The sequence below is a fragment of the Ureibacillus sp. FSL W7-1570 genome (assembly GCF_038593265.1).
GTDB lineage: Bacteria > Bacillota > Bacilli > Bacillales_A > Planococcaceae > Ureibacillus > Ureibacillus suwonensis.
On the sequence record NZ_CP151979.1, the window covers coordinates 1,082,129 to 1,106,516 of the forward strand.

At 41.7% G+C, this 24,388-nt stretch carries 29 protein-coding genes, 1 pseudogene and 1 other annotated feature; of the genes and pseudogenes, 7 read left to right on the forward strand and 23 right to left on the reverse strand.

Annotated features, from left to right (window positions below; genetic code table 11):
- Positions 1-13 precede the first annotated feature (13 nt).
- From ruvA to safA, 3 genes are all read right to left on the reverse strand, one after another.
- Positions 14-634: a Holliday junction branch migration protein RuvA gene (gene ruvA, locus NST13_RS05220; protein ID WP_342469091.1), complete on the reverse strand. Its 621-nt coding sequence runs from the start codon at positions 632-634 to the stop codon at positions 14-16.
- A gap of 124 nt (positions 635-758) precedes the next feature.
- Positions 759-1,571: a phosphotransferase gene (locus tag NST13_RS05225; RefSeq protein ID WP_342469090.1), complete on the reverse strand. Its 813-nt coding sequence runs from the start codon at positions 1,569-1,571 to the stop codon at positions 759-761.
- Positions 1,572-1,619: 48 nt separating this feature from the next.
- Positions 1,620-2,846: a SafA/ExsA family spore coat assembly protein gene (safA, locus tag NST13_RS05230; protein ID WP_342581586.1), complete on the reverse strand. Its 1,227-nt coding sequence runs from the start codon at positions 2,844-2,846 to the stop codon at positions 1,620-1,622.
- Between the two features lie 143 nt (positions 2,847-2,989).
- Here safA and NST13_RS05235 point away from each other — a divergent pair, with 143 nt between their 5' ends.
- From NST13_RS05235 to NST13_RS05265, 7 genes and pseudogenes are all read left to right on the forward strand, one after another.
- Positions 2,990-3,520, forward strand: a complete 531-nt coding sequence (locus NST13_RS05235) for a transcription repressor NadR (protein WP_342469088.1) — start codon at positions 2,990-2,992, stop codon at positions 3,518-3,520.
- A gap of 482 nt (positions 3,521-4,002) precedes the next feature.
- A pseudogene (locus tag NST13_RS05240) lies at positions 4,003-4,203 on the forward strand (IS3 family transposase); the annotation flags it as partial.
- 384 nt (positions 4,204-4,587) lie between these two features.
- Complete coding sequence (locus NST13_RS05245) at positions 4,588-5,163, forward strand: biotin transporter BioY (protein WP_208650067.1); 576 nt, start codon at positions 4,588-4,590, stop codon at positions 5,161-5,163.
- Positions 5,164-5,166: 3 nt separating this feature from the next.
- Positions 5,167-6,675, forward strand: coding sequence for an AMP-binding protein (locus NST13_RS05250; protein WP_342581587.1), 1,509 nt, complete (start codon positions 5,167-5,169; stop codon positions 6,673-6,675).
- A gap of 31 nt (positions 6,676-6,706) precedes the next feature.
- Positions 6,707-7,810, forward strand: a complete 1,104-nt coding sequence (locus tag NST13_RS05255) for an acetyl-CoA C-acyltransferase (protein ID WP_208650069.1) — start codon at positions 6,707-6,709, stop codon at positions 7,808-7,810.
- A gap of 89 nt (positions 7,811-7,899) precedes the next feature.
- Complete coding sequence (locus NST13_RS05260; RefSeq protein ID WP_342581588.1) at positions 7,900-8,310, forward strand: hypothetical protein; 411 nt, start codon at positions 7,900-7,902, stop codon at positions 8,308-8,310.
- On the forward strand, positions 8,291-8,614 hold the full coding sequence (locus NST13_RS05265; RefSeq protein ID WP_342581589.1) for a MaoC/PaaZ C-terminal domain-containing protein: 324 nt from the start codon (positions 8,291-8,293) through the stop codon (positions 8,612-8,614). The genes NST13_RS05260 and NST13_RS05265 overlap by 20 nt, the downstream gene beginning before the upstream one ends.
- Before the next feature lie 465 nt (positions 8,615-9,079).
- Here NST13_RS05265 and NST13_RS05270 read toward each other — a convergent pair whose 3' ends face one another.
- The 20 genes from NST13_RS05270 to NST13_RS05365 all read right to left on the reverse strand — a co-directional run bounded on the left by NST13_RS05270 (position 9,080) and on the right by NST13_RS05365 (position 24,340).
- Positions 9,080-9,457, reverse strand: a complete 378-nt coding sequence (locus tag NST13_RS05270) for a DCC1-like thiol-disulfide oxidoreductase family protein (RefSeq protein ID WP_342581590.1) — start codon at positions 9,455-9,457, stop codon at positions 9,080-9,082.
- Between the two features lie 19 nt (positions 9,458-9,476).
- Entirely contained in the window at positions 9,477-10,349 is an 873-nt protein-coding gene (gene pheA / locus NST13_RS05275; protein WP_342469086.1) for a prephenate dehydratase, read from the reverse strand.
- Positions 10,350-10,399: 50 nt separating this feature from the next.
- On the reverse strand, positions 10,400-10,855 hold the full coding sequence (locus NST13_RS05280; protein WP_342469085.1) for an ACT domain-containing protein: 456 nt from the start codon (positions 10,853-10,855) through the stop codon (positions 10,400-10,402).
- A 15-nt stretch (positions 10,856-10,870) separates the two neighbouring features.
- Entirely contained in the window at positions 10,871-12,157 is a 1,287-nt protein-coding gene (gene obgE, locus NST13_RS05285; protein ID WP_342581591.1) for a GTPase ObgE, read from the reverse strand.
- A 4-nt stretch (positions 12,158-12,161) separates the two neighbouring features.
- Positions 12,162-12,683 carry a Spo0B domain-containing protein gene (locus NST13_RS05290; RefSeq protein ID WP_342469083.1) on the reverse strand — a complete coding sequence of 174 codons (522 nt, stop codon included), beginning with the start codon at positions 12,681-12,683 and terminating at the stop codon, positions 12,162-12,164.
- Positions 12,684-12,823: 140 nt separating this feature from the next.
- Complete coding sequence (rpmA, locus tag NST13_RS05295; RefSeq protein ID WP_208652241.1) at positions 12,824-13,114, reverse strand: 50S ribosomal protein L27; 291 nt, start codon at positions 13,112-13,114, stop codon at positions 12,824-12,826.
- A gap of 5 nt (positions 13,115-13,119) precedes the next feature.
- Positions 13,120-13,476: a ribosomal-processing cysteine protease Prp gene (locus tag NST13_RS05300; protein ID WP_342469081.1), complete on the reverse strand. Its 357-nt coding sequence runs from the start codon at positions 13,474-13,476 to the stop codon at positions 13,120-13,122.
- 11 nt (positions 13,477-13,487) lie between these two features.
- Positions 13,488-13,796, reverse strand: a complete 309-nt coding sequence (gene rplU / locus NST13_RS05305; protein ID WP_342469080.1) for a 50S ribosomal protein L21 — start codon at positions 13,794-13,796, stop codon at positions 13,488-13,490.
- 13 nt (positions 13,797-13,809) lie between these two features.
- Positions 13,810-13,885, reverse strand: a sequence feature (ribosomal protein L21 leader region).
- 38 nt (positions 13,886-13,923) lie between these two features.
- Positions 13,924-14,562: a site-2 protease family protein gene (locus NST13_RS05310; RefSeq protein WP_342469079.1), complete on the reverse strand. Its 639-nt coding sequence runs from the start codon at positions 14,560-14,562 to the stop codon at positions 13,924-13,926.
- A complete protein-coding gene (locus NST13_RS05315; protein ID WP_342469078.1) occupies positions 14,535-15,086 on the reverse strand; it encodes a M23 family metallopeptidase in 552 nt (183 codons plus the stop codon). The genes NST13_RS05310 and NST13_RS05315 overlap by 28 nt, the downstream gene beginning before the upstream one ends.
- A 183-nt stretch (positions 15,087-15,269) precedes the next feature.
- Complete coding sequence (gene minD, locus NST13_RS05320) at positions 15,270-16,067, reverse strand: septum site-determining protein MinD (protein ID WP_342469077.1); 798 nt, start codon at positions 16,065-16,067, stop codon at positions 15,270-15,272.
- A 1-nt stretch (position 16,068) separates the two neighbouring features.
- Entirely contained in the window at positions 16,069-16,734 is a 666-nt protein-coding gene (locus tag NST13_RS05325; protein ID WP_342581592.1) for a septum site-determining protein MinC, read from the reverse strand.
- A gap of 27 nt (positions 16,735-16,761) precedes the next feature.
- Positions 16,762-17,289 (reverse strand): rod shape-determining protein MreD, encoded by a 528-nt coding sequence (gene mreD / locus NST13_RS05330; protein ID WP_342469075.1) that lies wholly within the window; start codon positions 17,287-17,289, stop codon positions 16,762-16,764.
- Positions 17,289-18,206, reverse strand: a complete 918-nt coding sequence (mreC, locus tag NST13_RS05335; protein WP_342581593.1) for a rod shape-determining protein MreC — start codon at positions 18,204-18,206, stop codon at positions 17,289-17,291. The genes mreD and mreC overlap by 1 nt, the downstream gene beginning before the upstream one ends.
- A 12-nt stretch (positions 18,207-18,218) precedes the next feature.
- The gene (locus NST13_RS05340) at positions 18,219-19,238 is read right to left on the reverse strand and encodes a rod shape-determining protein (RefSeq protein WP_342469073.1); all 1,020 of its coding nucleotides are present in this window, start codon (positions 19,236-19,238) and stop codon (positions 18,219-18,221) included.
- A gap of 350 nt (positions 19,239-19,588) precedes the next feature.
- Complete coding sequence (gene radC, locus NST13_RS05345; protein ID WP_342469072.1) at positions 19,589-20,287, reverse strand: DNA repair protein RadC; 699 nt, start codon at positions 20,285-20,287, stop codon at positions 19,589-19,591.
- A 16-nt stretch (positions 20,288-20,303) separates the two neighbouring features.
- A complete protein-coding gene (locus tag NST13_RS05350; RefSeq protein WP_342469071.1) occupies positions 20,304-20,891 on the reverse strand; it encodes a Maf family protein in 588 nt (195 codons plus the stop codon).
- 94 nt (positions 20,892-20,985) lie between these two features.
- Positions 20,986-21,621, reverse strand: coding sequence for a hypothetical protein (locus NST13_RS05355; protein WP_342581594.1), 636 nt, complete (start codon positions 21,619-21,621; stop codon positions 20,986-20,988).
- Between the two features lie 164 nt (positions 21,622-21,785).
- A complete protein-coding gene (locus NST13_RS05360) occupies positions 21,786-23,051 on the reverse strand; it encodes a folylpolyglutamate synthase/dihydrofolate synthase family protein (RefSeq protein ID WP_342581595.1) in 1,266 nt (421 codons plus the stop codon).
- The gene (locus NST13_RS05365) at positions 23,048-24,340 is read right to left on the reverse strand and encodes a folylpolyglutamate synthase/dihydrofolate synthase family protein (RefSeq protein ID WP_342581596.1); all 1,293 of its coding nucleotides are present in this window, start codon (positions 24,338-24,340) and stop codon (positions 23,048-23,050) included. Before NST13_RS05365 ends, NST13_RS05360 begins: the two co-directional genes overlap by 4 nt.
- Positions 24,341-24,388: the final 48 nt, after the last annotated feature.

Here is a 24,388-nt window from a genome sequence, read left to right on the forward strand (position 1 = left end):
GCCGCCCTCCTTGTTACTTCGTGTTTAACAACAGTTTTAATGCATATTTCATATAGTGTTCGGTTGTTTCCAAATCTTCTTTGGCTTTTAATTCCGGCAGGATTTTTGCCAATTCTTTTTCAGAATAACCCAATGCCTTAAGGGCCAACACGGCCTCATCCAACTCTTGTTGATGGGAATTGCCCCCGAATAACGGCAGTTCATCCTGGGCGCTTGGAAGTTCCACATGTTCAAGAAGTGAACCAAGTTTTCCTTTTAAATCAAGAATCATTTGTCTTGCGGTTTTCTTGCCAACGCCAGGAAACTTCACTAAAAATGCCTCATCTTCCATTTCAATCGCGGCAACAACTTGCGATGGATTGCCGCTCGCCAAGATGGACAAAGCGCTTTTCGGACCAATGCCGGACACTTGAATCAGCTTCCGGAAAAGTTCCCGCTGTTCCAATGTTTTAAAACCGAACAACTGATGCGCATCTTCACGGATATGCATATGTATAAAGATTTTTTGATTTTCATTATTTACTCTAAAGGCATATGGATTTGGCGTCATCACTGCATAGCCAATCCCGCTTTGCTCCAACACGATGTATTCCGGGGTGATTCGCGTCACCTGTCCGATGATATAATCATACATGTTCATTCCTCACAATCACCCGTGTTTATTCAATAAACACTTTATAGAAAACAAAAGAAAGACCGTCTTATGATGACGGTCACCTATTTTCTATTTCCATTCTATATTATCATAATCTCGTAGTTTATCCCACTTCAAACATTTCCTGAATTTTTTCCGTTGTTGCGATGAATTCAGGCCAATGTCTTAACGCGTTTTCCGTAAACGGCATTATATATTCTAAAAAAGCATCTTTTTCATGATCCCCCAGATACAAAACATATTGCCATTCTCTCAATAGTTCGTTTGGGTATTGCAAGTAGTGTAATTTTGGGAGGCAAATCTCTCTTAAATATTTATTTTCTTGTAATAATGTTTCAATGTCATAATCCATATTTGGAAGTGCCCGGTGCATCCACAAAATCATTTCCTCCGCCGCATCGCCAACGACCGCCAAATCGAAATCGATCAATTTCATTCCATTCTTTGTGATTAAGAAATTATGATGAACCACATCCCCATGGAGCAGGCTCAATCGGTTCGGAGTTGGTCCCGGTTTTTGACGAATCTTTTTCAACGCTTTGTTTGCGTAAAGGACAATATCATAAAAGTGGTGGCGCAAATATTTTACCAGCTCATTTTCTTGCAGTAAGAAACGTTCCAACCTTGCATTCCACTTTTGTATTAGATTGAGTTTTGGAATGACGGAATAACGACTCCACTCGATCAGATGATTCGTTTCATGGAGCTCTTTTAGAATTTTCACCGCTTTCCTGCGATGTTTCGCTTTGGCAAAATCCGCGCTGTAACTGTTCTTTTGCCAACCTTGAACAAGTGAATAAGGTTCATTTGATTTTTTTAAAGGAATGATGTGGGGAAACTGAATTTTTTCCAATTCTTCGTGAATAAGTGCCACTTTTTCAAATACGTGAATTTGATCGTACTTTTTTATGAACAATGTTTCATTCCCTTTATGTTGCTTCCGAATATTATTTTTGATTTGCATTTAATATGACCACGGTTTAAATTGTGGTGCACAAGGATTCATACCCGCTGGATATTGCTGAAAATATGGATGCGTCCCCTGTTCGAAATGCGGATACATTGGTTGCGGCATGTATTGATTGGCTGGTGGATAATATCCTTGTTCCATTGGGAAAAAGCCTTGTGGAATTTGAGCATAATCATATGAAGGCAATGTTGCTTGTTCAAAACCTTTATAATCCTGATATTGTTCCTGGGATTGGCTATAATCTTCACTGATTGTCACCTGCTCTTTTGTTTCTTCCCCTTCCGAAGCGGAGTCGTACAGCCAATCTGCATCATCTTGCACTTCTTCAATAGTTGCATCCATTTGCGGCAACGCTCCGGCATATTGCTGGTGTTCGTAGTCCAACTCCTGTGTCGGCAGAACTCCATATGGCATTCCAAATCCTTGCGGCATCATCTGATACTGCATTTGCGAATAGTCCGGGCAAGGCGGCAACATGTGTGGGCCCGCGAAATATGGTTGAGCATGGTGGTGAACATGTTCAGGTTCCCTGCAACCGCAGTGTTCCACTCTTCGCGGTTTGCAATGGCAAGGATGAACTTGCTGTGGAATGCAAGGGATATAGATTGGTTGCGGCACAGGAACATATTCAACATGTGTCTGAGGCACCGGTATATATTCCACTTCTTTTTCAATCACTTTTTCCTTCTCTTCTTCCTTTTTCTCTGCTTGTGGTGCTTGTTGAGGGATTTCTATAAAAATCGGCTGCGGCATCACCGGTTGCGGAATTGGCATGAATTGCGGCTGTGCCATGTGGCGCTGTATGTTTAAATGCGGAGAAAAATCCAAATGGAATTCCGTCTTTTCATGTGGATGCACTTGTTGAGGAATTGGCACAATTTGTGGCACTGGCGGTGTCGGTGGAATTTCCGGCAATTTCATTTCCTTTTCCACCGGCTGTTTTTTCTCCGGTAATACAATTTCTTTTGCCTTTGGCGGAGTCTCCGCTTTCTTTTCCTTTTTCGGCACTTCAACCGTTTTTGCTTTTTCAGGCAACTCTTTTTGGACTTGCGACGGTTTCCGAATGGAATGGTCATCTGGTAAAATAATTTCCATACCAGGCACAATGTAATCCGGATTTGCTAAATGGGAATTTAGTCTTTTTAACTCCTCAAAATCGATTCCATATTGCTTGGCAATTTTCCAAAGTGTATCTCCTTTTTGTACAATGTGTGTTCGCACAAACATCCTCCTTCTCTCGTTTTATAATATGTCGGTTAAACAAAAAGGTCACAAAAATATGCGCTTACATCCACCTCGTGTTAAACTATGTTTTGAAGGCTTATCCGTATACACATAATTTGTTGATTAGAAGGTGTTGCTCTATGAAAAAAATGCTTGGGGAAGAACGAAGAAATGAATTATTGAATTTGTTAAAGGATGCAAAAAAACCGATTACCGGAACTCAATTAGCAAAATATGCAAACGTCAGCCGGCAAGTGATTGTGAACGATATGAATTTGTTGAAGGCCCGCAATTTGCCAATCATTTCAACCAGTCAAGGGTATTTATATTTGAGTCAGGAAGATACCGATTCGCTCATTGAAAAGAAAATAGTATGTATACATACAGCGGAAGAGGCGGAGGATGAAATGATGACGATCGTTGATTGCGGGGTGACGATCAAGAACGTCATTGTCGAACATCCGGTATACGGGGAAATTACCGCTTCGATGATGTTGTCATCCCGGATAGACGTGGAAAATTTTCTGAATAAAGTGGAAGAAACGAAGGCAACTTACCTTTCCGTCTTAACTAACGGCACGCATCTGCATGTCATTTCCGCTCCAACGATCGAACAAATCGAAGAAGCTGAAAGAAGACTTCGGGAAAAGGGATATTTGGTGGAGGAATGATTTCAAAACAATCTCCATTTATTTATAAAGTAATTAGGCGGAACTGTCTGAAAAAGAAAAAAAGAGGCTGAGGCAAAAACAAATAATTAAAGAGGTTGCAGAAGTAATTGAACTGCTTCCTGTCAAGTAGACAGTGTAAAAAATAAAAATGTTACTAAGCGGCTTGAGCCCTGTATTCTAAGGGACTTAAGCCGTTTAATTTTTTCTGATAACGGAAATGGTTATAAAAATAAATATATTCATCAATCGATTGTTTCCGTGCTTGATATGAATCATAGGTATTCAAATGATATTTTTCACATTTGAATTTACTCCAAAAGGATTCAATTGAGCGTTATCGATGCATTGACCCACACGAGACATACTTTGTGTTCATTGTGCCTCGTCTATGATCTCCTTATATTTTTTGGATGTATATTGGAATCCTCGATCGCTATGTACGAGTGGATGTTCGTCAGGTTTCAGGGCTTGGATTGCTTTTGAAATCACCTGTTCAACACGTAGCTGAAAATCGATTAAATCGCGAGTTTACTGCAGAAAAGCCCAATATGAAATGGTGTACAGATGTAACGGAGCTGAAATATGGGAACGGAAAAAAAGCCTATTTAAGTGCCATTATTGATTTGCATGATGGTTCTAATGTGAGTTATGAATTGGGTCATTCCAATAATAAACATGTTATTCTTTTTATGTATTGTACTGTTAAATACTTAGAGGAACAAGGTTATTCAATACCTTTTAACTCAGATATAGATGATAGTAAAATTAAATTAGGTATGACTTATGAAGATGTATATGAAATAGTTAAGAAAAAAGTATTTTCAATGGATAATTCCAGAATTTATACTAATGAAAGTCGCAATAATACTAAAGTTACTACGGACTTATATATTTGAAAGTAAATATTCAGCTGTCTTTACGTGATGAGGAATTCTTAAATTCCCTCAAAAAAATTTTTGCTCTAAAATAGTAAACTTAATCCAAAAATAGGTTGACATAAATGTAGATTACGAGGTAAATTTATGTCAACCTATTTTATGTTTTGGTTTACTAAAGGGGATGTAAGAATGAAAATTAAAGAGATTACTTATGTTGCATTGTTTGCGGGAATCATGGGAATTTTGGGATTGGTTCCACCTATTACATTGGGGTTCACTCCTGTACCAATTACTTTACAAACGTTAGGTGTGATCTTGGCAGGAGGTATACTCGGTGCTCGGCTTGGTTCGTTGAGCATCATTGTCTTTTTATTGATCGTAGCAGCAGGAATGCCGCTTTTACCCGGTGGACGCGGTGGAATTGGAGTCTTTTTCGGTCCGAGCGGCGGCTATTTAATAGGATATGTAATTGCTGCTTTTAGCATCGGCCTTATTTTTTCTAAAATTCAAACGTTGAAATTTAAACATATTATCGCAACAAATTTAACGGTTGGCATTTTTTCTGTCTATTTAACAGGTATTCCTGTGCAGGCTTTTGTAATGAACCTTCCAATACTTGAAACGATTAAATTGAGTCTTGTTTATATTCCAGGAGATTTCATAAAAGCAATTATTGCTTCAATCCTTGTTTACAAATTACAGAAATACCCGATTATTGCCCAAAACTTTGTTAAATCGTCTACAGCACAAGTAAGGGAGGGATAAGGTGTGATTACTTCTCCCTATTCAAAGCATGCAAAGCTTTTTCCCAATAAAGCTGCACTAATAACGAAAGATGGAGTTTTAACATACCGTGAATGGGATAAAGCGGTACGGAAAACGGCCACATGGTTTCAGGCAATGGATTCCCATCATAAAACAGTTGGCATCCATTTGCCGAATGGAATTCCGTTTTTGCAGGTTTTTGCAGGGGCAGCTGCTGCCGGATGGAAGGCAGTTCCCCTTGATTTAAAATGGAAGAAAGAAGAACTGCAAAAACGTATTGAACTTGCCCAACCTGATGTCATCATTACTACAACAAATCTTTTTTCAAAAGAAATAGGGTTTAATCAGAATGTATGGATTTGGGAAGAATGCAAAGAAAAAATTGCGGAAATGCCACCAAAGAAAAACTTTCCGGATTTAGACGATTCGCTTCCGTTTTATCTTGGATTTACATCAGGCTCAACCGGTTCGCCAAAGGCTTTTATCCGTTCGCACTTGTCTTGGATAGAAAGTTTTGTGTGCACTCGCCGTGAATTTGGCATCAAGGAAAACGACCACGTGCTGATTCCCGGTCCGCTTTTTCATTCCCATTCGTTATTTGGAGCGATGAGTACTTTGTTTATCGGTGGAACCGTGTATGTATTGGACAAATTTTCCCCTGAAAAAATGTTTTCAGTTATCAGGGATCATCCGGTTTCAGTAGTGTATATTGTTCCGACGATGGCTGAGGCGCTTCTTAAAAAAAACACATCGGTGAAGCAACCGTTGAAATTAATTTCTTCTGGGGCGAAATTAGAGGTACATACGAGAAATAGAATCCGCTCAATGTTTCCAAACCTGATATTGTTTGAGTTTTATGGTGCGGGTGAGCTTAGTTTTGTTTCATTTTCTAATAATGAAAGAAAGCCAGATTCTGTTGGCAGGCCGTTTCATAATGTGAAGGTTCAGATTCGCCGCCATAATGGAGAAATTGCCGGTGTCGGAGAAATCGGGAAAATCTATGTACGCAGCCCTATGACATTTATTGGTTATATCACAGAACCGGGTGGATACGCGAAATCAATTGCAGATGAACAAGGGTGGGTGACGGTCAATGATATGGGATGGATCGACGAGGAAGGTTATCTCTATGTCGCGGGCCGGGAGAATAATATGATTTTGTATGGTGGTATAAATCTTTTCCCTGAGGAAATCGAAGCTGTTTTGACGAAGCATCCGAAAGTGGAAAAAGCGGCTGTGGTTGGATTAAGCGATCCGTATTGGGGGCAAATTGCGGTAGGTATTATACAGGGAGATGTATCTGAACTGGAATTAAAGCGGTATTGCAAAACGCATTTGGCTTCATATAAAGTGCCGCGCAAATGGTATTTTACAGAAGAAATGCCTATGACTACCAGCGGGAAAATCGCCCGTGGAGAGCTTCTGAGGTTGCTGGAGAAAAGACTGGTGAATGCCACTTCGATTAATGATTGTAAACACCCCATGATAGAAAGGGATGAGCTGCCGCGGTAAAGAGAAGTAGGTGCGAAAGGAGAATGATGACATGAGAGATGCGGTAATTGTTGCAGCGAAAAGAACTCCGATTGCCCGTGAAAACGGGGCTTTATGTCATCTGCAGGCACATCAATTAGCGGCGCCGCTTCTTTCTTTTTTAGCCAAGGGAATCGAGGAGAAGATTAATGACGTCATACTTGGCAATGTTGTTGGTCCTGGAGGCAATATCGCACGTTTATCAGCTTTAGAGGCAGGTCTTCCCTTCTCTGTGCCCGGAATCACTATTGACCGTCAGTGTTCTGCAGGACTTGAGGCTATTCGCATGGCTTGTCTTTTTGTTCGTGCAGGTGCCGGATCGTGCTATATGGCAGGAGGAGTTGAAAGCGTCAGCACCTCTCCCTTCCCGAAGCGTGCCCGGTTTTCACCAGAGAGAATCGGGGATCCGGATATGGGAGTGGCTGCGGAATATGTAGCTGAGAAGTTTGGCATTACAAGAAAAATGCAGGATGAGTATGTTTTGTTAAGCTGGACGCGAAGCCGGAATGCTTACAGCAATGGAATCTATGATGAGGAAATCTTTCCTGTAGACGGCTTGGAATGTGATGAAATATGGCAGCGTAAACGGAATATGGAGAAGATAGTGAAACGAGCGAATCCCGTTTTTGTGAAAAATGGAACGGTAACAGCGGCAAATAGCTGCGGAATTCATGATGGTGCAAGTGCAGTTCTTGTCATGGAAGCTGGTCTGGCGGAAAAACTTGGATATAAACCGCTGCTTCGTTATGTCGACAGCCAAGTGTCGGGTGTGCATCCTTTTTACCCTGGATTTGCTCCGGTGCCTGCGATCAAAGAATTGCTTGAACGAAATACTTTGACGATTGATGATATTGATCTTATTGAAATAAATGAAGCGTTTGCGTCCAAAATTGTTGCTTGTACTCAGGAGCTGTCGATTCCATTGGAAAAAATAAATGTTCATGGTGGTGCACTTGTGATTGGCCACCCATACGGTGCATCGGGTGCGGTTTTAGTAACAAGATTATTTTATGAAGTTCAACGGCATCCAAGGACTAGATATGTCCTTGCTGCTATCGGCAGTGGCGGAGGCGTAGGGGTGGCAATGTTGTTTGAAGCAATTGGAGAACAGGAATGAACTATGTCCCACCGAGCGGTCAAATGGTTGGCATAGAAGAACAGGGACATATTATATCAAAGTACCTCTTAAATAAATGAGGTGATAAATTGAAATCGGAGAGTTATGCAGTTTGTTTTACAAAAGAAGAAATTCTTCGTTATACCGAATTAGCCGGAGTGAAAAATCCGATCTTTCGCAATATGGAAGCGGCATTGGAGCAGGGGTATAAAGGGATACCTGTGCCACCGGCGATGGCGATGATTGCCTACCGCCACATTAAATTACCTTGGAAGCTTTCCGAACCGGTCATTCTCAGGAAACAGGAATGCCGGCTGTACAGAATCATGTATGCGGATGAAATTTATACCGGTACCGTTAAAATATCAAAGCATTCATTCCGTCATAATAAACTATTTATACTTCAGGAATTGGAAATATTTGATCAGCAGAATCATCTCTGTTTTAACGGAATCTCTCATTTGATAGCAGGTGGTGTAATTGAAAAAAATACAGTTTGAAGTGACAGAAAAGGATATCGAAGGTTATGCAGAGTTGTCAGAAGATTATAATCCGATTCATCTTGACAATGAATATGCCAAGGCTCACGGCTTTTCGGGAAAAATGGCCCATGGGATGCTATCTTTGGCGAAAGTATGGGGCATTTTAGCCAATGAATTAGAAATCATGCAATTTCCAGCTGAATTCCATTTGCAATTCCAATCGCCTGTCTATGTTGGGGAACAGGTAGAATTGAACATTATGGAAAAAGACAATGTTGTCACAATCACCGGCAAAGTTATGAAAGGCAGGGTGTCGTGGTGACGTCTTAATTTACACCTTCAATTGATCGTTTGTACACATATGATTTGATCAAGCACCTCTTGAGACGTTTTTAAAACCTTACAGTCAATATTGGCTGTAGGGATTTTTTTCGTGAATTAAAAATTGGATGTTTAATAAAAAATTTCTTACTTGAATCGTATAGATTCTTAGTTCTTTGTCAAATGGTGTTGGTGATAAGTTTAAGTGACTTTTCAGGTATGATGTAATCGTACGGGGGCTGTCCAGAAAGTCGAACACTTTCGGAAACAGCCTTACTTCTTATAGGAATGTTCTCTTAAAAACTTTCCCTGCGGTGGTCACAAAACGCGCCTCCTCGTCCGCAATTTATCTGCGGCAAAAACTCTAGCGACAGCCGCAAAGGGGGCATCTTGAAATGACTTTTCAGCCCCCCTTTTTTTTAGATTTTGTCTTAGCCTCTTTACTTTTGACAGCCTAGTCCCTCTATTAGAAAAGAAATCGTTCTGCCTCTTCTGGGCTCGGCAATTGGCAGACAGCTTTCCCGCCAAGAAGATAACGATATTTGGCCACACCATCATAAATCAAATCTCGAAGAAAAGAGGGAAGCATTATGAACAAATAAAAAACTTTCCAAAAGCCGTCAAGCTTCCGGCAAATTCGCAAAACGGCAGAAGACTTTGCATAATATCGTCCATTTTCTATAAGAATTAAACTGTCCATATCAGCCGGAACTCGGTAATCTCTGCATAACCCTTTGCCTGTTTCACTTTCCAACGAAGCAAACTGAAAAAGCTTTCGGGAATCTCTTTTTATAATGAATTGTACGCCGCGATGGCAAAATCCGCATTCCCCATCAAACAGCACAAAATTTTTTCAGCATTCATCACTCCGATGCATTATATGTATAATAAGTTCCGAGTGATTTGACGGTGCATCCGAGCGATTGCAATTCCTCCAAAGCCCATTTCATCATCGGTTCATTTTCATCCGCGAGCACATCAATGATAAAGAAATAGTTGCCCAAACCCGTTTTCAACGGACGGGATTCAATTTTGCTCAAGTTCAATTTTCTCCAGGCAAAAACGGAAAGCACTTGATGCAAGGCTCCCGAATCATCATGAGGCAGCGTCAGCATCAGCATCGTTTTCGGCTGGCCATCCGAATTTTCGATCGGCAAGCGGGTATTGTGCTTGGATAAAATCACAAAGCGGGTATGGTTGAAATGGAAATCATGGATATTTTCCTCAACGATTTCCAAACCGTACTTTTCCGCAGAAGAGGCATTCCCAATGGCCGCAATGCATTTATCAGGGTTTTCCGCCACCATCTTTGCCGCTTCCGCCGTGGAGGTTGTTTGGTGCAACGGCACATGGCTAAAGCGATAAAATAAATATTTATGGCATTGAGCCAATGCATGGGGATGGGAATAGATCCCTTCAATTTTTTCCCAATTATCTTTTTGCGCTTTATTCACCATTAAATGCTGCTGGATTTTTAGTTTGATTTCCCCAATAATATATAAATTGGCTTCATGGAATAAGTAATCGATCGTCAGTGGCACCGTGCCTTCCAAAGCGTTTTCCAAGGGCACAACGGCATAATCCACCATATCATTCGTTACAGCGTCAATGCATTCCGGAATTGTTCTATAAGCAATGATCCATTCATTTGGGAATACATCCCTTGTTGCCAGATACGTAAAAGAAGCTTCCGGCCCTAAATAGGCAACCCGGTACTTCCATTCATTGTTCGTCACCATTAAGCCTCCTATCAACCATTCATGACACCATTTATCCGCAGAATTTATCATAAAGCTCCAGAGCTTATGACTTCTGCTGATTCAACAAATTCCAAATCGTTCATCTTTTTGATCAGTTCATGCAAATCCATGATCATGCTCGTTACATCCAAGGAAAGGGTTACGTTGGCCCGGCCTTGAATCGGAATCGTTTGATGGATTGTCAAAATATTGCAATGGGCTTCTGTAATAATTTCCAATACTTTGGCCAATGTCCCCTTTTGATCCTGCAATTGGATAATCATGGTCAATATTCTCTCTTTTACGATGGAGTGAAAGGGAAAGACGGCATCCCGATATTTATAAAAGGCGCTTCTTGAAAGATCCACTTGTTTCACCGCATCCCATATCGAGTTGACCTTGCCCGATTCCAATAACCGCTTTGCCTCCAATGTTTTTTGCATCGCATCGGTCAGCACATCTTCCCGCACCAGATAATAGCGTTGTTCAGCAACATTTTTCATCTCCATCCCCCCCAATTATTCGATGAATTCAAACTCATAATCCAAAATTCTCACCGTATCCCCGTCTTGGGCTCCACGTTCCCTTAAAGCGTCATCCACGCCCATATGGCGGAGCTGTCTTGCAAAACGGCGGACCGATTCATCCCGGCTAAAGTCTGTCATCTTAAAGAGCCGTTCGATCGTATCCCCACTTAGAACATAAGCGCCATCATCATCGCGGGTAATTGCAAAATCCCGTTCTTTTTTCTCATGTTTATATAAAACCGTTGCATCGCTTTCATCCGCGATATCATGCAATTCGAAATAAGGGGTTACTTCCAACAAGTCTGCGATTTCATGCAGCAATGGTTTAAGCCCTTTCTTTGTAAGAGCGGAGATTGGGAATACTTTTATGTCATCCCCGATTTTTTTCTTAAATTCTACCAAATTTACTTCCGCACCAGGCATGTCCATTTTATTGGCAACTACGATCTGAGGACGCTCTGTCAGGCGCAAATCGTATTGTTCCAACTCTTTGTTGATCTTTACATAATCATCGTAAGGGTCCCGGCCTTCCATACCGGACATATCCACCACATGGACAATGACTCTCGTGCGTTCGATATGGCGCAAGAATTGGATGCCCAAACCGACACCTTGATGGGCCCCTTCAATTAATCCCGGCAAATCGGCCATGACGAAGCTTCGGCCATCATCCGTTTCGACAACGCCAAGATTGGGAACGATGGTTGTAAAGTGGTAAGCGCCGATTTTCGGCTTCGCTGCGGAAACTACAGAAAGCAATGTCGATTTACCGACACTCGGGAAGCCGACAAGGCCCACATCCGCCAACAATTTTAATTCCAATATAACATTTAATTCTTGTCCCGGCTCACCCTTTTCCGCAATTTCCGGCGCCGGATTTGCCGGTGTGGCAAAGCGCATGTTTCCCCGTCCTCCGCGGCCGCCTTTCGCTATGATTGCCCGCTGTCCATGTTCAACCAAATCCGCAATGACTTTCCCGGTCTCTTCATTGATGACTACCGTGCCTGGAGGGACTTTTACAATCAAATCTTTGGCATTTTTTCCGTGCATTCCTTTGCTCATGCCATTTTCGCCGCGGGACGCTTTAAAATGGCGGTTGTAACGGAAATCCATCAATGTGCGCAAACCTTCATCCACTTCAAACACAACGTTCCCGCCGCTTCCTCCGTCGCCTCCAGCCGGTCCGCCATAGGGAACATATTTCTCGCGGCGGAAGGCCACCATTCCATCCCCGCCGTCTCCGCCTTTAACATATATTTTTACGTGATCAACAAACATACTTTCACTCCTTAATGGTTAAAACATATTTCCAATGATCGAAGGATTCTTTTTCAACCGACATTCCCACATGGTTGTCCAATATCTCTGAATGGAAAGGCTCAACGTCCCACTTTCCATGCAAGTCAAAGGTGATTTTCACGATCTCTTCATCCGCTTCCACTTCCATCAGTAATTGCTGCTCGGTATATGGGTCGAGATGAGGATAAACACGCTGAATCGTCTTTTCTAAGTATTCGACAGTTTCCTCATCTTTTTTCACCTTTGGCGTCATTGTCACATTACTTTTTAGCAGAAACTCGATTGAGGGAAAACGATACGGGAAGGTTTGAATCCATTCGACGGTTTTCGGCCAATTCAATTTATTCAAATTTGAAAAAGATTTATATTGATTGCAATAATTTTCTATAATTTTTTTCGCGTCGTCAATCCGGTCCAAATCCAAATTCATTTTGATCAATTGAAGCTGATTAATAAAATCATGGTTTGCAGCCCTCAAAATTTCACGAATAGAAAGTTTCGTCAACTCCCCCACTCCCATACAGTACTGCTTAGGAATACCTTTTTTAGTATAGCAAGTTTTCATTCGTATTTCTTCTTTCAGACCGACTTTTTTTAAATATAAAAAAGGACTGCACGTTTGCAGTCCTTTCAAATCCGTTCACATTATGCTTCTTTAGCAACAGGGTATACACTTACTTTTTTCTTGTCGCGTCCCATACGTTCGAAACGTACGATACCATCAACTTTAGCGTAAAGTGTATCGTCACCACCGCGGCCTACGTTCAAACCTGGATAAATTTTTGTACCGCGTTGGCGGTAAAGAATTGATCCTCCAGTTACGAATTGACCATCCGCACGTTTAGCGCCAAGGCGTTTTGCTTCAGAGTCACGACCGTTTTTAGTAGAACCTACCCCTTTTTTGGAAGCGAAGAATTGAAGGTCTAATGATAACAAGTATTTCACTGTGTTCCACCTCCTACTTGCTTGTACTTGATTTGAATATATTGGCCGTAGTTTTGTACCATCGAATATACTTGTGCTGTCATCACTTGCACAATCAATTGCAATTTCTCATCCAATTGAGCATCTATATCCGTCGGCAAGTCTACTTTCAAGTAGCCTCCACCCTCGGTTGCCTGTTCGATTTTCGGTTCAATATTCAACAGTGCATAAATCGCATTGACCGTACCGATGGCGATGGTCGATGCGCCCGCACATACCAAATCTTTTCCCGGTTCATCGTATTCGGCATGTCCAGAAAACTCAAAGGCAGATACACGGCGATTTTCGTCGTGATGAATGGTTACCGTAATCATCCGGCCACCTCTTATGCATTGATTGATTCGATGACTAATTTTGTGTATGGTTGACGGTGACCTTGTTTACGACGATAGTTTTTCTTAGGTTTGTATTTGAAAACAGTGATTTTTTTGCCGCGGCCTTCTTTCACCACTTTCGCAGTTACAGTTGCGCCTTCTACTGTTGGAGTACCAACTTTCACTGTTTCGCCACCTACGAAAAGAACTTTATCGAAAGTTACTGTTTCGTTAGGCTCAACACCTAATTTTTCTACGTAGATTTCTTGTCCAGCTTCAACTTTGTACTGTTTACCACCAGTTTCAATAATAGCGTACATTTCATTGCACCTCCTCTAGTCTAAGACTCGCCTGTGGAAAGGTGATCAAAAGATGCTTAAAAACCCTCCCAGAGCGGTTGTAGCACAGGTGCTACATAACAAATGAAATGTTATCACACTCAATGGGTTAAGTCAATCGATTCAATACATATTTTTCAAAAGCAATCCGGTATTTCCGATACCGCCATTCTTGAATCACCTTGATCCAAAGAAAGATGGCTAGAATAAAGAGAAAGATCGTTTTGGGCAGCAATACAAAAGTGATGATGACCGACAACGTGATCAGTATGAAAGAAATGGCTAGAAACAATTCGTACGTTTTCGCCTTTTTCGAGAAGATCAAAATGAGGGAAAAAACGATTCTTCCCCCGTCAAGCGGCCAGACAGGAATCAAATTAATCAGCAAAAGCACCATTTGAATTTTGATCAACGGCTTGGCCAACAAAGGATCCAAAAAGGGAGCCATCAACATGCAGCAGAATGTGGCGACGGGTCCGCCTATACTGATGAGAAGTTGCTTGTGTGGGGATAAAGCATAACCGCCCTTCAATTCTATTTCCCCACCATACGGCATGATGACGCAACGTTCCACCTTTACCCCCAGAAGCCAAGCGACAAGAAGATGCCCCAGTTCATGAATCAGCAATGAAGATAAAATGAGGGCATAATAGGAAACATTCCCATACAGGATCAACCCGAATAAAAGGGGTAAAAATAATGGATGAATGGTCATACGCATCATGGCCGCATATGCTCTTTCATCCATAATAATGTCTCTTCCAAGTTTAAAATGTTCCCATCCTTTTCCACTTGAATGTACAAATCTCCCGGTTCTTTCTTGCCGATCGTACTTCCTCGTTCGATCGATGTATAAGGCAGCAATGAGAAAGAATCCACATTGCCATAAGTCACTGTCGTATCATCTTCATAATAGACTGAAATCGTTTTCCCCGTATCTTTGGAATATCCCGTGTAGACGACGAGTCCATGGTCGATGGCAACCAGTGGCACCGATTCCTCATAGGTGAACAGATAGCCTTTGTAATAGGGCTTAACTTGTACAAAGGTCAGCAGTTCCTGATTAATCGGCTCTGAAGAAACAGCGATTGTGTCTTTTGAATCTTTATCAAAAATCTCCCGAAGCATGTTGCGCATGAAGGTCAAATCTTCAGAGCTGTACACGATTCTTTTCACATCAACCGGAATCTTCCCGGTCTCCTGGAGATGGTTGCCGGCGAGCACACAGATACAAAGGAACAATGCTGCAATCCATTTCCACTTTTTAGCCATACCCTCATCCATTCCCATTTTTCCTTATTATATGAACGAGATGAAAATACGATTCTATTTGTTGAAAAATGAGAATGGGAGGAAAACAGAAAAAGACTGTCCAAAAGTAACGCCCGCTTTGCCGGTATTTTGTCCAACAACAAAGCGACGAATCTTTTATACAGCCTTTTTATAGGAATCCCATTATTTTGAAAAAATCGAAATCAGTCTTCTGAATACACCTTTTTGCCCTTCATCCAACGTCATTAATGGCACCGATTCACCCAATATTCTCCGCGCAATGTTGCGATAGCCCAATGAAGCTTTATTATTCGGATCCATGACAATCGGTTCCCCTTTATTGGATGAGGCAATGACATCCTCGTTATCAACAATAATACCTAATAGATCAATAGAAAGATGGGTGGTAATTTCATTGATGTCCATGCAATCGCCCTGATTGATCAAATCTTTTCGAACCCGGTTGATGATCAGCTTTGGTGGATTGATTTCCTCTTGTTCAAGTAAACCGATGATTCGGTCGGCATCCCGCACGGCAGAAATTTCAGGTGTAGTGACCACAATGGCGCTATCTGCACCGGCAACGGCATTTCGGTATCCTTGTTCAATTCCTGCCGGACAATCGATCAGAACATATTCAAATTCCCGTTTCAGTTCGTCAATCAATGCTTTCATCTGTTCAGGTGTCACTGCATTTTTATCCGTCGTTTGGGCAGCAGGCAACAAAAACAACTTATCATCAACGCGTTTATCTTTCACTAATGCTTGATGAATTTTACAGCGCCCTTCCACTACATCCACCAAATCATAGATGATTCGATTATCGAGGCCAAGTACGAGATCCAAATTTCTTAGACCGATATCTGTATCCACCAAGCACACTTTTTTGCCTTGAAGTGCCAAAGCTGTACCTAGGTTAGCTGTTGTTGTTGTTTTTCCAACTCCGCCTTTACCTGAAGTGATTACAATCGCTTCCCCCACATTAGCTACCTCCTTTTGTGTTTAGTAATGGCCGTATTTTTCGCACTTCTTGTAATCGGTCATATGAAATAATTCCTTTTGTATTTATATATGCAAATAATTGCTCCGCATGTTCTCTTACAATCGGTTTTTCATTCGTCATCACTTCGATGACATCCGCTATGTAAATATGGGTCGGCTCGAACCAGGAAGCGGCGATAATCGCATCCCGGTTTCCGCCAATTCCTGCGTGAGCAATCCCTTTTAATTTCCCAAGCACATAAATGTTTCCGCCAGCTTCAATCTTGCCATTCGGATTCACATCGCCGATGACAATGATATCCCCTGGCGCCTGAATAATTTGCCCTGAGCGTACAATGCCTACGTATGTATCGCATTGATTCCCTTGGTTTTTTGCATCGTTTTCTTCCACTGTAATGACATTGCTAAACACTTTTGATACGACCATTTTTCCGGGGTGTTCAATAATATTGATCAATTCTTGCTTTTGCGGTTCGAGAAGGTAGCGATAGCCTAAATCGAGAGAGACATTCACTCTACCATCGATTCCACCTTCTGACACTTTTCGCTCGAGTTCTTCAACTAAGTCGCTGTAGGCGCACTGATCATCAAGCCGAAGCACTAAGCCGTCTTTTGTCCCTTTCATATGGACAAGCTGTTTTTTCATAAGAGTGACACCTCTCGCTTGGTTAAATTAAGAAAGTTCACGAATCTTTTGCAACACTCTCGCATCTATTAAATATTTAAAGGCCCAGCCAAGCATCATCAAGTAAAGAAAATTAGCCAAAATTGAAGGGATTAATCGATTCATGAAAAATTCCATAAATGGCAAATTTGTGAATTGAATTAAAAGGAAGAAATAATATAATACCATTTCCATTAAAGCAACCAATAATACGGATAAAATGGTTGTAATCGTCAAATGTTGATGGATATATTTTACAGACCAACTGGCAATATAACAAACGAGCGGGTACAACACAGTGTATAAACCAATGATATCAATGTAAAACACATCGTACAAGAGTCCAAAAATCAAACCATATAATACCGCGCGTTTTGGATTGTAATAAATGGAAAGAAAAATCAAATAAAGGATAAGAAAACGGGGCACAAAATAAAAGAGTTCCCCGTTCCATTCAATCGGTGAGAACAATGCAAATTCGGGCTCCAATAAAAATAATATGATGGCTGTCAATGGAATCATTAAACGGATCCACATTATTCTTCTTCACCCTCACCCGGAATGCCCGTATTATTTGTCAAATCTGCATTTGTTCCTTCACCATCAGATCCATCGATCACTGTTGCACTGCGTTTGGCAACGATTACTTTCTCCAGCATTGAAAAATCAGCTGCCGGTTTAATATAGGCCATTTTCGTCAAACCAAAATCTTCAGTCGTCACTTCTGTAATTTCCCCGATGAGAATGCCTTTCGGGAAGATGCCTCCCAAACCGGAAGTCACCACTTTATCGCCTTTATTAATTTCCAAACTGGAATCAATCCGTTTTAATATTAATTCATTACGCTCTTCGTCATATCCTTCTATCAATCCGTAAGCGACATTTTTTTCACTTTGAACCACTGCTGAAACCCGGAAATTTGGATTATTCGTATACAATAATTCCACTTCTGATGTAAATGGGGTAACTAGGCTGATTTTACCAATTAATCCTTTTGTCGTAATAACGGCCATATTTTTCTCAACCCCATGGGTAGATCCTTTGTTGATGATGATTTTTTCTTCCCATTGATCAGGATTTCTTGCGATGACAGTCGCACGAAGCGGCTCATAGTCTCTTAAACTATCTTCATTGTTTAATAGCTCACGCAATTGTTCATTTTCCGACTTCAGTGTATTCACTTCTGCCTGTAAGACAGCAAAATCTTCCAATCTCGTTTTTAACCGCTGATTTTCTTCATACGTGTTCAGAAGGGATTGGATATTTTGGAATATTCCAGTTATGTAGTTAGCCGGCTTGGCGACAATGCTTTGTGCCAAGCCAACTGAATCTTTGATGAATTGTTCGGGGAGAGTCGCATTTTGACGATCGCGTAATGAAAAACTGATCAATGCCACAAGTAAAATTGTACCAACCAAAAGTACAATGATTTTTTTATTTGTAAAATGTGGCATTGCTATCCCCCCTTATTTTTTTATCTGTTGAGATCGGATCAGATCAATATGCTCCAATGCTTTACCAGTACCGATTGCCACGCAGTCCAATGGATTTTCCGCAATAAATACCGGCATTTTCGTTTCATCGCTGATCACTTTATCAAGATTTCTTAAAAGTGCCCCACCGCCTGTGAGGACAATCCCTCTTTCCATTACGTCCGCTGAAAGTTCAGGTGGAGTTTTTTCCAACGTTTTCTTCACGCCATCAATAATGGCTGCAATCGCTTCTTTCAACGATTCGGAAATTTCGCTTGCCGAAATTTCGATTGTTTTTGGCAAGCCTGTCAAAAGGTCTCTGCCTCGGATTTCCATCGTTTCATCCACATCATCCACACGGGCAGTACCAATTTCCATTTTGATTTGTTCTGCCGTTCTTTCCCCGATCGTTAAGTTATACGTTTTGCGAATGTAACTGATGATTGCCTGATCCATCGCGTCTCCGGCAATGCGGACCGATTCGCTTGTCACAATGCCTCCCAAGGAAATAACAGCGACTTCGGTTGTTCCGCCACCAATGTCGACAACCATCGAACCGGTAGGATCCCAAACCGGAAGATCTGCACCAATGGCAGCCGCAAATGGTTCTTCAATCGTAAAGGCTTCTTTTGCACCCGCTTGACGGGCTGCATCAATCACCGCACGCTGCTCGACAGAAGTGATGCCATATGGGACACAAATCATGACATTCGGTTTTTTCCAATTCGATCCTGAATTTTTTAACGCTTGTTTTAAATAGTATTGAATCATTGCAGTGGTAATGTCGAAATCTGCAATAACTCCGTCTTTCATTGGCCGTATGGCTACAATGGAACCTGGTGTACGGCCGATCATATTTTTAGCATCATTACCAACTGCAACAATATCCCCCGTTTTTGTATTTTTCGCGACTACGGACGGTTCACGTAATACGATTCCTTTTCCTTTGACAAAAACTAATGTATTTGCTGTACCGAGATCAATACCTACGTCTTTATTACCTAATCCAAACAAATTTTGTACTTCCTTTCTATTACGGCTTTGTTTCTCTAAGACTGTCCAAAATCATAAATTTTATTATAGCGGATTACGTCGAAAAATTATAGTGTCAGGGATAGTTTTCCCAATCATTTTCATGTAACACCTACATTTTTCGCATTTATCATTGTATTGCTAAATAGTTGATGACACAACGAAAAATTTCTTGTTATAATTTACAATCCCATTACAAATCCACTCAATACAAGACGAATTTTACGGATTTTGGTTCACTGAAATATGCTTGTCATGAAAAAAGCCGAAAATCCAAAAAATAGGGGACTTTCGACTTTTTTGGAATCAGCATGTCATAATTGACACATTCATTAAATATAGCCTTGCTCTTTTAAACTATAGTATTGATGATCGCCTATGATGATGTGGTCAATTAATTCAATACCGATGATAAAACCGGCTTCCTGAAGCCTTTTTGTCACTTCAATATCTTCCGGGCTCGGCGCCGCATTTCCGCTTGGATGGTTATGGGCGCAAATGATCGAAGCCGCCGAACGTTTCACCGCTTCTTTAAAGATTTCGCGGGGATGGACAATCGATGAATTCAAGCTGCCGATAAAAATCGTCTGCTTATGGATCACTTGATTTTTCACGTTCAAATACAACGCCACAAAATGCTCCTGTTGCAAAGAAGCCATTTCGGGCATCAAAAAAGACGCGGCATCTTTCGGAGAGCGAATCGTAAAACGGGACTCCACCTGCTTTTGGGAAAGCCTCCTCCCCAGCTCAATCGCCGCAAGCAACTGCACCGCTTTCGCCTGTCCAATCCCTTTGATCGACATGATTTCTTCCAAAGTGGCGTGTTTTAATTCATGCAATTTTTCAAAATAAATCAGCACCCGATTGGCCAAGGATAGAACGGATTCCCGCTTTGTGCCCGTTCTCAGCAAAATGGCGATGAGCTCCTGGTTGGATAAACTTTGAGGTCCTTGTTTAATTAACCTTTCCCTTGGACGATCATCGACGTGCAAATCGCGAATCAACAAATCAGGAAAAGTGCCGATGGACATGAATCAAGCATACCCCCTACAGTTCGATGATATTGAGTTCCACCAACTTTTCAAAAAGTGATGCAATCGGCAGTCCGACAACTGTATTGTAGTCGCCTTCAATCCGGTCGATAAATAAGGCGCCACCTGTTTGGATTCCATAACCACCAGCTTTGTCAAAGGGGTCTTTCGTCTCGACATATTTTTCAATCAATGGTCTTGGAAGATGTTTAAAATACACATCGGTCACTTCCACAAAGGATTCCGCCTGACGATCTTTTGTAATGATAGCCACGGCCGTCATCACTTGATGGCGATTCGATGATAGTTTTTCCAAATGTTGAATCGCTTCTTCCTTCGTTTTCGGCTTATGAAGAAGCTCATCATTGAACACGACAATCGTATCTGCACCAATCACCGTTTTCCCGGGACAAAGAGTCGCCACATCCTGCGTTTTCAATAGCGCTACTTTTTGGACATAGTCTTTGAAATCCGTTGCTTGGACAGATGTTTCCTCCACACTGCTGGCAATGACTTCGAACGGGACTCCCAACTTCGAAAACAGTTCTTTTCTTCTTGGTGAGGCTGACGCTAAAACGAGTTGATGTGTTGTTGTAAATTTCATTTCCATTCCTCCTATACATAATATAGCCGAGGAATGGCATTTTGAAAAATGCATCGAACGACAGGATTTTTACAATTTGCCCATTTTTTGCCCGTTAAAATTTGATTTTCAAACAGTCGTTTCCGGTGAAATAATGGGCTAAAAGATGCATCCGAACCACCGATGAATCGCTTGAAATGCTTGATAATGCATAGGTGATCGTCTCCCAGTCGGAAGGCATTTTTTCCTCTTTTTCGTCCCCTTGAAAATTTATTTTTGAAGGATCCTTATTTTTTAATAGAGACGGAATGTTTTGTAATTCCGGCTTTTTGCATCCTGCGGCGGATAAAGTAAAGGGCTTGACAAAAGATGGGGGATCCTCCGATAGCACAACCCCTTCTTTCGTCGTAGCAACGCTGGACCAGACATAAAAACTTCCGTCAATTTCAACAACGGCGCTCGTATTTAGACTTGGATAGCCGTACACAAACTCCGTCGCTTTTTCAAAAGTGGAAAATACACCGTGCTGGTTGGCAAAAAATTGCTCAGTAAAACGCTCTTCTTCACCCGTTTTTTCCGTATTTTGGGAACTTACAGGAATCAAATCATTCTGTTTAGTTTTTTCGGTATAAGTTGAATCCATCGAATTCAAAATGAGAATAAATACGAGAACGCCTACCAATCCCGTAATAGAGCCTAATAGAGCCGCCCGCATCATTTCCCGCCGCCCAATGATATGTGGAAATTTCATCGAATCACCCTTTTCAATCACGAATCCGTACGATTTTTGGCCGAACAACGCCCATATTATTTCTTATGTTTATGTTTTATTGAAAATGAGCATTCAAGGTTATTTATTCGCATCAATTCTTCTGAAAAGGGTTTATCGTTTTCTATCAATCGGCAGGCTCGAATCTATGACTCATGCGTAGCATCGATCAGCCCATTCCGGATTTCAGCCAGCAAATAAAGAGAACCGGTGACAAACGTTATTCCGTCAAAATTTCCGGCCGATTGGATAAAAGGAATGATTTCCTGCAATTTTTCCTTCTTCTTCGCATGGGACAAACACAGTAAATCTTCCGCTTTCGCCGCCCGGGGATTTTCGAAATCGACAAAATAAAATTCATCGCCAACCGATTCCAATAATCGCAGCACTTGCTCAATGTCTTTATCTTTCACCATTCCAACAACAAAGCGGATGGTGTCATCAGGAAAACGCCGCTTAATGGTTTCGACAAGTTTTTCGACGCTTGCAGGATTATGGGCTCCATCAAAATATACGTTTGGTAACACCCGCTCAAACCGTCCTGCCAGGCTTGTCATTTCCACTCCCTTACGAATGGATTCCTTCGATACTTCCAATTGGAAGATTTTCGCCACTTCCAAAAAAGCGGAAATCGCCAATGCCATATTCACTTTCTGATGTTCCCCTGCCATCTTTCTTGCCAGGCGATCGATCATGACTTCTTCCTGCTTGTGCACATACACTTCTCCCTGCATATCGTCTTGAACATAAAAGGAGTCGCCATAAACGTATAATGGAGCCTTTTCAGCAGTCGCCTTCCGCTTTACGACGGAAAAGGCTTCTTCCGGCAAACTTCCGGCAATGACAGGTTTGCCGCATTTAATGATGCCCGCTTTATGATAAGCGATTTGTTCAATGGTATTGCCCAAAATTCGGGTATGGTCATATGCAATGCTTGTAATGACGGAAACCAGTGGAGTCACCACATTTGTGCTGTCTTCCAATCCGCCTAATCCGGTTTCCAACAGAACCAGATCCACTTTTTCATTTGCAAAATGGAGAAAAGCCGCGCAGGTAAGCAGCTCAAAATCCGTTAAGAGGCCGCTCACCCCCGCTTTTTTCATTTGCTGAAATACAATGTCCATTTGTTCTTGAGTGATCGGCTTGCCATTCACTTGAATTTGGTCATGCACATCCACAATGCAAGGGGATGTGAATTTTCCCACTGAAAGCCCGTGATGAAGGGCAATTTGTTCCAGAAAGGCAATGGTGGAGCCTTTCCCGTTCGTCCCTGCCAAGTGGACAACCCGGAGATGCTTGTGAGGGTTTTGTAAAAGGGTCAACGCTTTTTTCATTCCCTCCAATCCCGGTTTAATGGCAGGGTCGCTTTCCACATTCCATTTTTCTTTATATTGGTCAAAGTTCAATATCATAAGCTTCTTTCCTTCGCTTTTAGAAATTTCCGCACTTCCGCGATAAAAAAGATGGACCCCGTCACAATCAGCAGTTCATCCTTTTGAAGCTTTTCCATTTCTTTTGCCACCAGCTCCTTCCAGTTTTCATTCACCACTACGGAAGGATGTTTTGAATGGCTGGCCAATTCCTTTGCCTTTGCAGACCGCGGTATGGGAAGTTCCGTGAAAAAGATGGCATGGGCCGCTTCATCCAAAATCGAGATACTCCCGATATAATCTTTATCACTCATCACAGAGTAGATGAACTTATACTTTTGGTTCGGGTATTGCCTGATAAGGGTGTCGATTAAGGCTTGTGTCCCTTCCGGATTATGGGAACCGTCCAAAATGATTTGCCCGCCAATTTGTTCGAAACGCCCCGGCCAAAAGGCATTTTCCAATGCGGATTGAATCCGTTGATCGGTAAAACGGGTAAATCCCATGCTTCTTAAAATCGTTGCAGCGGTCAAAGCGCAACTAGCATTGGCAATTTGATGCGCCCCCAGCATTTGTAAAGCAACATTGTATTTCACATTTCCTAATTGGTATGTAAAATGCTGCTTATTATTCAACATGCGAATATCTGTGGCAAAGAAATCTTCTCCGTAGATGAAAAGGGGTGCGTTTTTTTGTTCCGCTTCAAGTTGAATGACTTCCAATGCATCTTTGTCAGTTACAGCAGTCACCACCGGAACATTTCTTTTAATGATGCCCGCCTTTTGATAGGCAATTTCTTTATGCGTGTTCCCCAGTATGTGGGTGTGATCGAGCGACACCGTTGTAATGATGGAGCAAAGGGGCGTGATGACATTTGTGCAGTCAAAACGGCCGCCAATTCCCGCTTCAATAAGTGCGATATCTGTCTGTTCTTCCGCAAAGTACATGAAAGCAATGAGCGTCATCAATTCAAAAAAGCTCGGATATTCTCCGTCGATTTGTTCAATGATTTGAAATAAATGATTGGCAAGGGCTAAAAACCGTTCATCCGAAATTTCCTCCCCATTGATTGTAATGCGTTCATTCACCCTTTCCAAATGGGGGGATGTAAAAGCTCCAACTTTATATCCTGCCTGCTGCAGCATCTCTCTTAAATAATTGACGGTGGAACCTTTTCCATTGGAACCGGCGATATGAATAAAAGGCACCTTTTCATGCGGATTGTTGAGCTCAGGCAAAATTTTGTTCATCGCATGAAAAGGCTCCCCTTTATGTATTTCTGCCCGTAAGCCGTACATAAACTTTATGCATTCTTCCATTGATGTAAACAAAATGAATCCGCCTCCTAACCTCCCCTTATTTTACTCCAAAAGCGGTGG

Coding starts and splice junctions, on each gene's coding strand:
- NST13_RS05245 (WP_208650067.1), top strand. CDS start 4,588: ATGAAAATTAAAGAGATTACTTATGTTGCATTGTTTGCGGGAATCATG.
- NST13_RS05315 (WP_342469078.1), bottom strand. CDS start 15,086: ATGGCTAAAAAGTGGAAATGGATTGCAGCATTGTTCCTTTGTATCTGT.
- mreC (WP_342581593.1), bottom strand. CDS start 18,206: ATGCCACATTTTACAAATAAAAAAATCATTGTACTTTTGGTTGGTACA.
- radC (WP_342469072.1), bottom strand. CDS start 20,287: ATGTCCATCGGCACTTTTCCTGATTTGTTGATTCGCGATTTGCACGTC.
- NST13_RS05280 (WP_342469085.1), bottom strand. CDS start 10,855: ATGAAAAATGTTGCTGAACAACGCTATTATCTGGTGCGGGAAGATGTG.
- NST13_RS05360 (WP_342581595.1), bottom strand. CDS start 23,051: ATGATATTGAACTTTGACCAATATAAAGAAAAATGGAATGTGGAAAGC.
- NST13_RS05350 (WP_342469071.1), bottom strand. CDS start 20,891: ATGAAATTTACAACAACACATCAACTCGTTTTAGCGTCAGCCTCACCA.
- NST13_RS05325 (WP_342581592.1), bottom strand. CDS start 16,734: ATGAAAAAACAGCTTGTCCATATGAAAGGGACAAAAGACGGCTTAGTG.
- obgE (WP_342581591.1), bottom strand. CDS start 12,157: ATGTTTGTTGATCACGTAAAAATATATGTTAAAGGCGGAGACGGCGGG.
- ruvA (WP_342469091.1), bottom strand. CDS start 634: ATGTATGATTATATCATCGGACAGGTGACGCGAATCACCCCGGAATAC.
- NST13_RS05255 (WP_208650069.1), top strand. CDS start 6,707: ATGAGAGATGCGGTAATTGTTGCAGCGAAAAGAACTCCGATTGCCCGT.
- NST13_RS05235 (WP_342469088.1), top strand. CDS start 2,990: ATGAAAAAAATGCTTGGGGAAGAACGAAGAAATGAATTATTGAATTTG.
- NST13_RS05355 (WP_342581594.1), bottom strand. CDS start 21,621: ATGAAATTTCCACATATCATTGGGCGGCGGGAAATGATGCGGGCGGCT.
- NST13_RS05300 (WP_342469081.1), bottom strand. CDS start 13,476: ATGATTACGGTAACCATTCATCACGACGAAAATCGCCGTGTATCTGCC.
- mreD (WP_342469075.1), bottom strand. CDS start 17,289: ATGTGGATCCGTTTAATGATTCCATTGACAGCCATCATATTATTTTTA.
- rplU (WP_342469080.1), bottom strand. CDS start 13,796: ATGTACGCTATTATTGAAACTGGTGGTAAACAGTACAAAGTTGAAGCT.
- NST13_RS05310 (WP_342469079.1), bottom strand. CDS start 14,562: ATGGATGAAAGAGCATATGCGGCCATGATGCGTATGACCATTCATCCA.